The organism is bacterium (genome assembly GCA_024742285.1).
GTDB lineage: Bacteria > Myxococcota_A > UBA9160 > UBA9160 > UBA4427 > UBA4427.
Map to the genome: position 1 here is coordinate 104,347 of JANSYR010000019.1, position 11,285 is coordinate 115,631.

The window sequence follows — 11,285 nt, forward strand, 5'->3', positions numbered from 1 at the left end:
GAAACGATGCAACTCCCGAAGCGATGTCTCTGCTTCTTCCTCGCCCTGTCGTGGCTCGTCGCTCCCGTCGCCTTCGCCAAGGACCTGTCGAACGAGCAGGGCCCGCTCCCGACCCTCGAGATCACGCCGGGCGGGGGGAAGTCGTTCCGGGCGGCCGTACTTCGCTTTCGCGAGGTCGGGCCGCCGGTCGGTGAGGAGCGGATCGAGTCGTTGCGCGACGAGATCGAGCGCGCGCTGAGCTTCTCGAGCGAGGTCCTGCCGCTGGCGCGGGCGGCCTATCTCGGTCCGGATCTCTCGCCCGCCGAAGAGGAGCGCGTCGACTGCGACGCGTGGAAGCAGAGCGGGGCGGACGCGTTGGTCGTCGGCGAGGTCCAGCGCGAGGCGGCGCAGCTGCGCGCGGATCTCCGGATCATCGACGTCGCCGGCTGCGTCGATCTCAAGACGGGCAAGGTCCTCGCGGATCGCAACGCGCTCGCGCCGGCCGGGCGGACGATCGCGGACGAGGTCGTGGAGGCGGTGACCGGGATCCGGGGCGTCTCCGCGACGGAGATCGCCTTCATCTCCGACCGGACCGGAGATCGCGAGGTCTACGTGATGAGCGCGGACGGCCGGGACCAGCGCCCCGCCACGGGCAGCCGGACGCTCAAGATGTTCCCCGAGTGGACGCCGGACGGACGCGCGCTCCTCTTCACGAACTACGATGGCGCCGCGCCCGGCTTCACGATCATCTCCCGTTCGCAGGAGATCGAAGCGGGCCCGATCCTGCGATCACTGCTCCGCGGGCTCCCGAAGTACCGCGGGCGATTCGATCCGAGCGGCGAGGAGCTCGCGATGGTGTCGAGCGTCGATGGCGCGGCCGAGATCTTTCGCGTCCAGCGGAAGGGGTCCGAGCCGCGGCGCCTCACGAACCACCCGGCGATCGACATCTCGCCTTCGTGGTCGCCGGATGGGCGCCAGCTCGTCTTCTGCTCCGACCGGAGCGGAGCGCCCCAGCTCTACATCATGGATCGCGACGGCGGGAACCTCCGCCGGCTGACCTACACCGGCGCGTACAACGCCTCGCCGGTCTGGTCTCCGGACGGCAAATGGATCGCCTACGAGACCCGGGTGCGCGGACAGTTCGACATCTGGCTGATCGATCCCTCGGGTCAGGTGAACTTCCCGATCGTCCAGCACGCCCGGAGCGACGAAGCCCCTTCCTGGTCCCCGGACGGCCGGAAGCTCGCCTTCTCGTCCTCCCGGCGCGGCCGTTTCGATATCTACGTCATGGACTGGAACGGCGAGAACCTCCAGCGGATGACGATGCGGGCGGGAAAGAACATCCAGCCGGACTGGGGGCCGAGAGTGCCCTGAGGCGCGCAAGGGCCGCCCGACTGGGCCGAATTCGCACGATTCCCGAGCCCGAGTGGCATCCCGATGGGGCTGCTAGACTCCGCGCCCCCCGGAACCGGGCCACCTGTCCGTACCGCGCTGGGGCGCACCGACCGAGGGGAACGAAACGGTGATGCAGATGCCGACGATGAAGCAGCTCATTTCCTTGGCCGGGGGTTCCCGGCCGGGTCGCGGACGCCTTTCGTTGGCCGGGGCGCGGCGACGCACGCTCGCGCTGGCGGTCGGCCTCTCTGTGCTCGGTCTCCTCGGCTGCGTGAGCCAGGGGGATTTCCTGCGATTGCAGGAGCGGGTCTCCGCGATGGACTCCGGCGCGCGAAACGAGCCCGACCCCTTCGCGCGGATCGCGCAGCTTTCCGCCGACGTCGATGCCCTCCGCCAGGAAGTGCGCGACCTGCAGGGGGAGCTCGAGCTCGCGCGCAAGGAAGCCGCCGATGCGCTCGAAGAGGTACGTCGCACGCGATCCGTGATCGCCGAAGGCGGTGCCACCGCGGGCGCGGCGAGTGTGACCGGCGAGGACGAGGCCGCGACGCAAGAGACCGAACAAACGTCGGCGACGGAGACCGGTCTCGATCAGGAGCTGGCCGCCTACCAGAACGCGCTCGGCGCCTGGCGCGCGGACGACTACCCGGTCTGCATCGAGCGCTTCACGGGCTTCCTGCAGGGCTGGCCCAAGTCGGGCTACGCGGACGATGCCGCCTACTGGTTGGCGGACTGCACGTACAAGAACGACGAGTTCAAGCGCGCCGTCGTGCGATTCAACGCCGTCGTCTCGGTCTACCCGGACAGCCCGAAGGCCCCGGACGCCCTCTACCGACAGGGGGAATCCCTGCTCAAGCTGGGACCGAAGTTCCACGAAGCCGCGAGGACGGTCTTCAAGAAGGTGCAGAAGGACTATCCGGATTCCGAGCGCGCCGGCGAAGCCGCACGGCAGCTCGAACGATTGGGCGCGGGCTGATCGCCCGCGGCACGAACCCCGTGCGAGGGACGCGTGAGAGCGCGTCGCAAGGCCTCGCAGAACGACACACGATGGAGCGAAGCGTTGAAGAAGCGTGACATGCAGCGATTCAAGAAGATCCTCGAGGAGCAGCGCGACGAGCTGATGGGCAACGCCCAGAAGACGCTGTCCGGGGACATCCATCTCGATCCCGACGACTTTCCGGACGAGATCGATGCCGCTTCCTCGGAGCAGAACCTCGCGTTCCAGGGGCGACTGCGCGAACGCGAACGTGGGCTGATCAGCAAGATCGAGCAGGCGCTCAAGAAGATCGAAGAGGGCGTCTACGGCGAGTGCGAGGAGTGCGGTGAGCAGATCTCGCTCAAGCGCATCCAGGCGCGCCCGGTCGCGGAGCTGTGCATCGACTGCAAGGCGGAGCAAGAGGCGCTGGAGCGGCGGAACGCCTGATGTCCGACTCGTTTCCGAGAGACGGGCTCGTCCTCGGGATCGAGAGCTCCTGCGACGAGATGGCGGCGGCGGTCCTGCGGGGTGGGCGCGAGATCGTCTCGAGTGCGGTCCACGGGCAGGAGAGCGTCCACGCGCCCTACGGCGGGGTCGTGCCCGAGCTCGCGAGTCGGGATCACGTGCGCGTGGTCTCCCGGGTCGTCGACGCGGCGCTCCGGGAAGCCTCGCTCAGGCCCGAGGAGCTCGACGGCGTCGCGGTCACCGCGGGCCCCGGGCTCGTCGGGTCGCTGCTGGTCGGTCTCTCCTTTGCCAAGGCGCTCGCCTTCGCGAACGATCTGCCCTTCGTGGGCGTGCATCATCTGGTGGGGCATCTGGTCGCTGCGGAGGTCGCGGGGCAGGGGGGTGACGCCGGCGCGGAGCTCCGCCCGCCCTACGTCGGACTCGTCGTTTCCGGCGGTCACACGGCGCTCTACCGCGTGGGGGCCGAGGGCGTGCCCGTCCTGCTCGGCGAGACCCGGGACGACGCAGCCGGCGAAGCCTTCGACAAGGTCGCGAAGCTGCTCGGGCTTCCCTATCCCGGCGGGCCGGCGATCTCGCAGGTCGCTGAGGGCGGGGATCCGACCGCCGTCGATCTTCCGCGCCCCATGGCGCGCCGCGGCGGCCTCGACTTCTCCTACAGCGGGCTCAAGACCGCCGTCTCCGTCGCGCTCGAGCGTCGCGGCGGCCTCGCGGCACTCGAAGCGCAGGACGTGGCCGACTTCGCCGCGTCCTTCGAAGCCGCGGTCGCCGAGAGCCTGGTCGCCCGGGCGGCGCGGGCGATGAAGCACGAGGAGGCGCGGCGCATCGCCGTCGTCGGCGGTGTCGCCGCGAATCGTCGACTGCGGGAAGAGATGCAGGCCGCAGGGGCGGGCGGCGGGTTCGAGGCGATCTTCCCGCCGATGGACCTCTGCACGGACAACGCCGTCATGATCGCAGCGGCGGGAACGCGACTCCTCGAACGCGGCGTCCGCGACGACCTCTCCCTCGAGGCGTTCTCACGGGTGCCGATCGGGGAAGCCCCCTGGCGCGACCCGGCGCAGGCGCCGGCGTGAACACCACGACCCTGCGCGAGATCCTCGACCGCCACGGGCTCCACCTCTCCCGCGATCTCGGCCAGAACTTCCTGACCGACGCCGACCTGGCGCTCGATCTCGCCCGCCGCGCGGGCGCGCGGGAGGGGGACTTCGTGATCGAGGTCGGGACGGGGCTCGGCGTGCTGACCCGCGCGATCGCGGGGATCGTCGATCGCGTGCGGACGGTCGAGGTCGATGCGGGGCTCGTCCGGGCGCTCGAAGCGGAGTCGCTCCTGCCCGAGAACGTCGAGCTGATCCACGCGGATGCGCGCGAGATCGACTGGCGGGCATGGGTCGCCGCGGCGGAGGGGCGCCCGGTCCGGTTGATCGCGAACCTGCCGTACTCGGTCGCGACGCCGCTCCTGCGGACCCTGCTCGATCTTCGCGACGTGCTCGCCGACTGGAGCGTGATGATCCAGGCCGAGGTGGCGGAGCGACTGGTCGCGCAGACCGGAGACCGGGCCTACGGCTCGCTGACCGTGCTCCATCGCCTGGCGACCGACGTCGACACGATCGCCCGCGTGGCCCCCGCACGATTCTTCCCGCAGCCGAAGGTCGACTCGAGCTTCGTCCGCGTCTGGCCGAGGGCGAAGAGCCCGCTCCGGGCGGGGGAGCTCGCCGCGGTCGAGCGGCTGACCCGCGCCGCCTTCGGCCAGCGCCGCAAGCGGGTGACGAACGGCCTGGCGCGGATCGCCGAGCGGGCCTTCCCCGGGCTCGAGAAGCCGGAGCGTCGGGCGGCCCTCGAAGCCCGACTCCGCGACGTCGGAATCGATCCCGGCCTCCGGCCCGAGCGGATCGAGCCGGAGGCCTGGCTGGCGCTGGCCCGCGCGTTCTCGAGGGATGAGCTGGGCCCCGTCGAGGCGGGCGAGGGGGTCGGATTCGATGCATCGGATGCGACCGATGGCTGATGGCGGCCTGCGCGACGAGGAGCTGCTGGAGGGGCTGTTGGGCCTCGCCCACGAGGCCGAGCTCGAAGTCCGGGTCCTCTCCGCCGGCGCCGCGGCCGCGGAGAACGCACCGACCCAGAGCGCAGCTGCGCGCGTAGGTGCCCGAATCTGGGTCGTTCTTGCCCCGAACGATCCGCCCCGGCATCAGGCCCGGATCCTCGCCGAGACCCTGGCGCGACACCGCTCCGAATTCCTGGAGGAACGCTTCGTGGCCCCCGCACTACGCGACTTCATCGAACGCGTTGACCCCCTGGAACGTTGATCCTAAAATCATGACCGCCGAGGGGCACCGCAGGTCGCGGGCTCCATCGATCAACCGCCCGGGCACCCGTACTTCACCGGGGCCCGCAGAGACAGGAAAGCGTTCCTCGACGTCATCCGATTTCGCTTGGATCCCCCGCGCCGCGTGCGCTGAAAGAGAGTGGGGACTGAGACGGAGGTGACGGGAAGGTACGAAGCACTGTTGCCGAGCCAGCCCTGATTTCCGATCGGCGTCCGCCGTTCGAAGGTCCGGTCCCTCGGAAGCAATGCCCCCGGAGACGGATCCGCTCTCGCGGTCGCCCCGGACCTCCCCTGACGCGCCTCCGGATGCCATCCGAGAGGCGTTTTTCGTTTCCAGAGCCAGGCCCGAGAGACTCCCTCGAAGGCCACCGGAAGCACGGGCAGACCGGGAGAGCACAGTTCGAGTCCTTTCGACCGATCGAATCTGTCCGCTCAGACCGGAGACATTCCCCCATGTCCACCGTCACCACGGCTTCGGCCACCCGCGAACACCGCGTCACCGTCCGTTCCCTCGCCAGTCGCAAGCGCAAGGCCGAGCCCTTCACGATGCTCACGGCCTACGACTTCACCTTCGCCCGCATCTTCGACGAGGCCGGGGTCGACGTCCTGCTCGTCGGCGATTCGATGGGAAACGTCGTGCAGGGCCACGACACGACGCTCCCGGTCACCCTCGATGAAGTGACCTATCACACGCGGATGGTCGCCCGCGGCGTGCGCCGCGCGATGGTGGTCGCCGACATGCCCTTCGGGTCGTTCCAGGTGGGACCGGAGGACGCGGTCCGCTCCGCGATCCAGCTCGTCAAGGACGGCGGCGCCCACGCGGTCAAGCTCGAGGGCGGTCGTGACGTGGCGGATTCGATCCGCCGGATCGTCGCCGCGCAGATCCCGGTCATGGGCCATGTCGGACTCACGCCCCAGAGCGTGAATCAGATGGGCGGCTTCCGCGTCCAGGGTCGCGGTGACGAAGGTCGCCATCAGGTGATCGAGGACGCGCTGGCCGTCCAGGATTCGGGCGCCTTCTCCGTCGTCCTGGAGGGCATTCCCGCGGACCTCGGTCGCGAGGTGACCGAGATGCTCGATATCCCGACGATCGGCATCGGCGCCGGCGTCCACTGCGACGCGCAGGTGCTGGTCATGCACGACCTGCTCGGCCTCAACGATTGGACGCCGTCCTTCGTCAAGCAGTACGGCAACCTCGGCGCGCAGGCGTCGACCGCCGCGCGCGCCTACGTCGACGAAGTCGTGAATCGCAAGTTCCCCGATGAGGAGCACTCCTACCGCTAGTCCGTGACGCGTTAGGCGAGCACCCACCGAGGAATTCCAATGAAAGTCATCACCACGCGAGACGAGCTTCAGGCGTGGTCGGATACGGAGCGGGCCGCCGGCAGGCGGGTCGGTCTCGTGCCGACGATGGGCGCGCTCCACGCGGGCCATCTCTCCCTCGTGGAGACGGCGCGTGCGCACGTCGACCAGGTCGTCGTCTCGATCTTCGTGAACCCGACGCAGTTCAATGATCCGAAGGATTTCGAGGGGTATCCGCGGGTCGTGGAAGACGATCTCGCCGCCTGTCGGGAGGCAGGGGTCGACGTCGTCTGGACGCCCCGGGTCGAGGAGCTCTATCCCGACGGCGCGCCGGTCTGGGTCGACGTCGAAGAGATCTCCGAGCCGCTCTGCGGTCAGAATCGCCCCGGGCATTTCCGGGGCGTCACGACCGTCGTGACGAAGCTCTTTCTCGCGGCACGGCCCCACGTGGCCGTCTTCGGAGAGAAGGACTGGCAACAGCTGGCGGTGATCCGGCGCATGACCGACGCCCTCGGCTTCGGGATCGAGATCCTCGGCGGGGCGACGGTTCGCGAGAGAGACGGCCTCGCGCTCTCGAGCCGCAACGTCCATCTCGGTCCGGTCGGACGAAAGCAGGCGCTCCGGATCTCCGAGAGCCTCGCGCTCGCGCAGCAGCGGATCGACGACGGAGAGCGGGGGCATTCGGCGCTTCTCGAAGCCGTGACGAAGAAGCTCGGCGAGGCGACGCAGGCCCGGATCGACTACGCGGAGTTCCGAGATCCCGCGACGCTCGAGCTCGCGGGCGACACCCTGGAAGGGCCGACGCTACTGGCGATCGCCCTTCAATTCGCTCCCGACCCGGACGGGCAGGGGGCCGACGTCCGACTGATCGACAACCGGGTCCTGGCCGTCCGTTAGGCCACGTCCCTCGAATTCCCTTCCCATGCGGCGGTCGCGAACGACCCGCCGCGCCCAGGAGAGACCCCAACCATGATGCGCCACATGCTCAAGTCCAAGATCCACCGCGCGACCGTGACCGAAGCGAACATCGAGTACGAAGGCTCCGTCACGATCGACCGGAACCTGATGGACGCCGCCGACATGGTCGAGTACGAGCGAGTCGACATCTGGAACTGCACGAACGGCAATCGCCTCACGACCTACGTGATCGAGGGGGAGCGCGGTGAGGGCCAGATCTGCATCAACGGTGCGGCTGCGCACCTGATGAAGCCCGGCGATCACGTGATCATCGCGAGCTGGGCCGACGTTCCGGACAGCGAAGTCCCGAGCTACGACGCGAAGCGCGTCTTCGTGGACCACCAGAACGTGATCCGGGACCTGGAGCACGACTCCGGCGTGCGTCCGGGCGGACCCGTCGAAGGGCGATAGCGCAGCAGCCGGATTTCCGACGGAATCCGCTACTTTGCCGCCCCCATGGCGCCGGCGAAGAAAAAGAAGAAGCAGGCCGAGAAGGTCGATCCCGACGGCAAGACGGTCGTCGCGACGAATCGGCGTGGCCGGTTCGACTACGAGATCGTGGACACCTGGGAGGCCGGGATCCAGCTCTGGGGTCCCGAGGTCAAGAGCCTCCGCGACGGTCGGGCGAACCTCGGCGACGCCTTCGCCACGATCCATCGTGGCGAGGCCTGGCTCGAGAAGATGCACATCTCGCCCTACGAGCCTGCGACCCGAGCGAATCCCACCGACCCGCAACGCCGACGCAAGTTGCTGCTCCATCGCCACGAAATCGATCGGATGGACAGCCGGGTGACCGAGAAGGGATTCACCCTCATTCCACTCTCGGTGTATTTCCGCCGAGGGCGCGCGAAGGTGGAGCTCGCTCTTGCGCGTGGCAAGCAGCGCCACGACAAGAGAGAGTCGATCAAGCGACGTGAGGGAGATCGCGAAGCGCGGCGCGCGATGCGCCGACACTCGCGGTAGCGCCGCACACGAAGGGGGCGGCGGTCAGCCTTCGGGGTCGGACATGCTCTTCGCGAAATGGGCCGTAGCGCTCGGGATCGTCTATGTCGTCGCCGGCGTGGGAACGAGCTTCCTGTCCGCGGAGACGGCCGATCTCCATACGACCGACGCACGCGGCGGCGGGCTGCAGACCTCGGTCTGGGTCGTCGACGTGACCGGCGACCTCTGGATTCGCGCGACCGATCCCGAGGCGCTCTGGTACGCGCGATTGCGGGCGAACCCCGACGTCCAGCTGGTTCGGGACGGGCGCCGCGTCCCGTGTCGCGCGCTGATCGTCGACGGATTCGACGACCAGGTCGACGAAGCGATGCGTGAGAAGTACGGCCGGGCCGACGAGCTGATCGCGTGGGTTCGCGACCCGAGTGAGTTCGTCGCCATCCGTCTGGATCCCGTGCGCGCCGCCGATCGCTGGAGCGAGCACTACCCGTAGGCTCCCAGGCCCGACTGGGGGGAATCCTCCAGAGATTCCGCTCCGGCTGCATCTTTTCTGCGCGTCTTTTGCGTCGGTTTTGCCTCCGATCGGCCGATACGAACGGAGTGCCGGCGTGCGCGCGTGGACCGCTCCGCGAACGCCCCGGCGGAGGCGATCCAGGCGCGATGGCGACGCAGGGGACGAGAGGGGCCGACGGGCCCGGCAACAAGGTGATCGCGACGACGCTGCTCGAGGCGCTCGCGGTCCGCGGGCGGAGCGTCGCGGCGGAACGCGGCCTGCGCGCCCTCGCGGATACGGGCACGGATCTCGCCGCGGCGTCCACCTGGCTCAGCGAAGGCGCGATCGACTCGCTCTTCGCCGCAGCGGAAGTGGAGTCCGGGCTGGCTCGCGCGATCGGGCACCGACTCGTCGCGCCGGACGCGACCGGGCTCAAGCTCTACGGCCTCGGGCTCGCGACGCCCGAGAAGGCCTATCGGCGGGTCCAGTCGTTGCTTCCGCGGGAGGCCGCCGCTGGCCGCTGGCACGTAGAGGGCATCGAGGGCCGCAGCGCGACCCTGACCTATCGGGTGGAGGGCGGGGCCGGTCGGACGGCCGAGGCGCTCTGCGCGATGCGCCGCGGGATGCTCGAGGCGATCCCCGGGCTCTACGGACTCCTGCCGGCCGGTGTGGACGTAGAGGCGAGCATCGCTCGTGGGGACGAGACCTGTCGCTACGTCGTTCGTTGGCAGGCGAGTCGCCGGACGGGCGCGCTCGCGGGATTGGTGGCGGGTCTAGGGATCGCGGCGGGGACCGTGTGCGCGGGGCTCTTCTTCGGCGGCTTTCCGCTCTCGCCGGGCGCGGGGCTCGCAGTCCTCGGCGTGATCGCGGGGGGCGCGGTGCTGACGGGCGTGGCCCTCGGCTCCGCGATCGATCTCCGCCGCCAGCTGGAAGCGGTCGCGGGTGCTCGGCGCGGTCATCTCGCGCTCTTCGATCAGGTGGACGACGCGCTGGCCGCCAAGCTCGACGCCCTCGCGCGTGCCGATGCGAAGCTCGATGCGGAGCCGGCCCCGAGTCCGGTCCGTTCGAGCGGCTCGATGGACGCTTCTCGATCCGAAGATGCCGAACGCGCGCTTCGTCACGCCGCCCACGAGATCCATGCGGCGGCGGGAGACCTCGAGTGCTTCTTCGAGGTCTACGACGCCGATCGTGGACGCGCGAACGAGATCAGCGACGAACGGGGGCGCGTTCGCGACATCCGCGAGTGGGCGGCGCGAATCGCGGAGAAGAGCGAAGTCGCGGAATGGAAGACGACCGTCGACGTCGCACGCCTCGTCGAGCGGGCCGTCGCCACGGCCCGCCCCGGGCTCGCCGGTCGCGCGCGAATCCGCGTAGACGCCGCGCCCGACCTGGCGCCGCTCCGCTGCGAGCCCGTCCAACTCGAATACGTCGTCGCGCAGCTGGTGAAGAACGCCGTCGAGGCGAGCGTCGAACTCAGCGACGAGCCCGACGTCGTGATCGGATTGCGTGAGACGTCGGGTGGTCTCGAACTCTCGGTCGAGGATCGGGGCATCGGGATCGAGTCGACGGAAGTCGACGAGGTCTTCGATCCCTTCTTCGGAGAGCGACCGGCCGGGGCCGGAGGCCTCGGGCTGACGGTCTGCCTGCGAATCGTCGAGCGCCACGGCGGTGCCCTGCAGATCGAGAATCAAGCGAGGGCCGGGACGCGTGTGACCGTCGTCCTGCCGCGCGAAGGACCGGACGGGTCCGAGGAGGAATCGACATGACGAAGCGACGCATCGACGCGTACTTCCGCCCGCTCCGGGTGGTCCTGCTCGCCGCCGTCGGACTGGGTCTCGGTTGTGCGACGGGCGGAAACGACGAAGCCGGGGAGATCCCGGCCCATCCGTTCCCGCGCTGGGTGTCGCACCTCGAGACGGGTGAGACGGGAATCGACGAAGTCGCCTCGGTCTTCGGCAATCCGGGCGAGATCCAGCAGTCCGTCCGTGGCGGCCTGCGCTGGCGATACGCCTACGCCGAGGTGCACTGGGCGGCGGACGATCCGAGTCGTCCGGCGGTCGCCGCCGATGGTCGTCCGATCGAGGTGGAGGAGACCTGGGTCGACCGAACCGTCGACGGGATCGCTGCGACCGGGCGTTTCCTGGACGGCCTCCTGTTCTATCCCGCGCGACAGCCCCGGGGACCCAGGACGCGGACGATGGACGCGACGATCCACGAGCTCGAGCTGAGCTTCACCGTCGACGGCGTCCTCGATCACTACCGCTACATGCCGCGGCGCGACCGGATTCGCGTCCCCGTCGACTGAGACGTGGACCGTAGTCTGCACCCGGCACGCATCGTGCGATGTCGGTCTGCATGTCGTCTACGCCCTTCCTGCGCCGCCCACCTCACTGCCCCAACCCCGACTGTGATTTCCATGCAAATCCAGCCGGTTGGCGATTTCAGAAGAAGGGCTTCTACGA

Annotated in this window: 12 protein-coding genes and 1 pseudogene; all 13 read left to right on the forward strand. The window is 69.3% G+C overall.

Features of this window, described 5'->3' with window-relative positions; genetic code table 11:
- Positions 1-6 precede the first annotated feature (6 nt).
- The 13 genes and pseudogenes from NXI30_25795 (at position 7) to NXI30_25855 (ending at position 11,128) form a co-directional block, all read left to right on the forward strand.
- Positions 7-1,353, forward strand: a complete 1,347-nt coding sequence (locus NXI30_25795; protein ID MCR9097646.1) for a hypothetical protein — start codon at positions 7-9, stop codon at positions 1,351-1,353.
- A gap of 292 nt (positions 1,354-1,645) precedes the next feature.
- The gene (ybgF, locus tag NXI30_25800) at positions 1,646-2,347 is read left to right on the forward strand and encodes a tol-pal system protein YbgF (protein ID MCR9097647.1); all 702 of its coding nucleotides are present in this window, start codon (positions 1,646-1,648) and stop codon (positions 2,345-2,347) included.
- An 84-nt stretch (positions 2,348-2,431) separates the two neighbouring features.
- On the forward strand, positions 2,432-2,794 hold the full coding sequence (dksA, locus tag NXI30_25805) for an RNA polymerase-binding protein DksA (protein ID MCR9097648.1): 363 nt from the start codon (positions 2,432-2,434) through the stop codon (positions 2,792-2,794).
- Positions 2,794-3,882: a tRNA (adenosine(37)-N6)-threonylcarbamoyltransferase complex transferase subunit TsaD gene (gene tsaD / locus NXI30_25810; protein ID MCR9097649.1), complete on the forward strand. Its 1,089-nt coding sequence runs from the start codon at positions 2,794-2,796 to the stop codon at positions 3,880-3,882. The genes dksA and tsaD overlap by 1 nt, the downstream gene beginning before the upstream one ends.
- Positions 3,879-4,811: a 16S rRNA (adenine(1518)-N(6)/adenine(1519)-N(6))-dimethyltransferase RsmA gene (gene rsmA / locus NXI30_25815; protein ID MCR9097650.1), complete on the forward strand. Its 933-nt coding sequence runs from the start codon at positions 3,879-3,881 to the stop codon at positions 4,809-4,811. The genes tsaD and rsmA overlap by 4 nt, the downstream gene beginning before the upstream one ends.
- Positions 4,804-5,112 carry a hypothetical protein gene (locus tag NXI30_25820; protein ID MCR9097651.1) on the forward strand — a complete coding sequence of 103 codons (309 nt, stop codon included), beginning with the start codon at positions 4,804-4,806 and terminating at the stop codon, positions 5,110-5,112. The genes rsmA and NXI30_25820 overlap by 8 nt, the downstream gene beginning before the upstream one ends.
- A gap of 473 nt (positions 5,113-5,585) precedes the next feature.
- Positions 5,586-6,416, forward strand: a complete 831-nt coding sequence (gene panB / locus NXI30_25825) for a 3-methyl-2-oxobutanoate hydroxymethyltransferase (protein ID MCR9097652.1) — start codon at positions 5,586-5,588, stop codon at positions 6,414-6,416.
- 39 nt (positions 6,417-6,455) lie between these two features.
- A complete protein-coding gene (gene panC / locus NXI30_25830) occupies positions 6,456-7,331 on the forward strand; it encodes a pantoate--beta-alanine ligase (protein ID MCR9097653.1) in 876 nt (291 codons plus the stop codon).
- An 84-nt stretch (positions 7,332-7,415) separates the two neighbouring features.
- Positions 7,416-7,751 (forward strand): annotated as a pseudogene (locus NXI30_25835) (aspartate 1-decarboxylase).
- Positions 7,752-7,847: 96 nt separating this feature from the next.
- Positions 7,848-8,354 carry an SsrA-binding protein SmpB gene (smpB, locus tag NXI30_25840; protein MCR9097654.1) on the forward strand — a complete coding sequence of 169 codons (507 nt, stop codon included), beginning with the start codon at positions 7,848-7,850 and terminating at the stop codon, positions 8,352-8,354.
- 43 nt (positions 8,355-8,397) lie between these two features.
- Positions 8,398-8,823 (forward strand): nitroreductase family deazaflavin-dependent oxidoreductase, encoded by a 426-nt coding sequence (locus NXI30_25845; GenBank protein MCR9097655.1) that lies wholly within the window; start codon positions 8,398-8,400, stop codon positions 8,821-8,823.
- Between the two features lie 167 nt (positions 8,824-8,990).
- Complete coding sequence (locus NXI30_25850; protein MCR9097656.1) at positions 8,991-10,589, forward strand: HAMP domain-containing histidine kinase; 1,599 nt, start codon at positions 8,991-8,993, stop codon at positions 10,587-10,589.
- Complete coding sequence (locus tag NXI30_25855; GenBank protein ID MCR9097657.1) at positions 10,586-11,128, forward strand: hypothetical protein; 543 nt, start codon at positions 10,586-10,588, stop codon at positions 11,126-11,128. The genes NXI30_25850 and NXI30_25855 overlap by 4 nt, the downstream gene beginning before the upstream one ends.
- The last annotated feature ends 157 nt before the right edge of the window (positions 11,129-11,285 follow it).

Coding starts and splice junctions, on each gene's coding strand:
- panB (MCR9097652.1), top strand. CDS start 5,586: ATGTCCACCGTCACCACGGCTTCGGCCACCCGCGAACACCGCGTCACC.
- NXI30_25820 (MCR9097651.1), top strand. CDS start 4,804: ATGGCTGATGGCGGCCTGCGCGACGAGGAGCTGCTGGAGGGGCTGTTG.
- tsaD (MCR9097649.1), top strand. CDS start 2,794: ATGTCCGACTCGTTTCCGAGAGACGGGCTCGTCCTCGGGATCGAGAGC.
- NXI30_25795 (MCR9097646.1), top strand. CDS start 7: ATGCAACTCCCGAAGCGATGTCTCTGCTTCTTCCTCGCCCTGTCGTGG.
- NXI30_25845 (MCR9097655.1), top strand. CDS start 8,398: ATGCTCTTCGCGAAATGGGCCGTAGCGCTCGGGATCGTCTATGTCGTC.
- panC (MCR9097653.1), top strand. CDS start 6,456: ATGAAAGTCATCACCACGCGAGACGAGCTTCAGGCGTGGTCGGATACG.
- NXI30_25850 (MCR9097656.1), top strand. CDS start 8,991: ATGGCGACGCAGGGGACGAGAGGGGCCGACGGGCCCGGCAACAAGGTG.
- NXI30_25855 (MCR9097657.1), top strand. CDS start 10,586: ATGACGAAGCGACGCATCGACGCGTACTTCCGCCCGCTCCGGGTGGTC.
- smpB (MCR9097654.1), top strand. CDS start 7,848: ATGGCGCCGGCGAAGAAAAAGAAGAAGCAGGCCGAGAAGGTCGATCCC.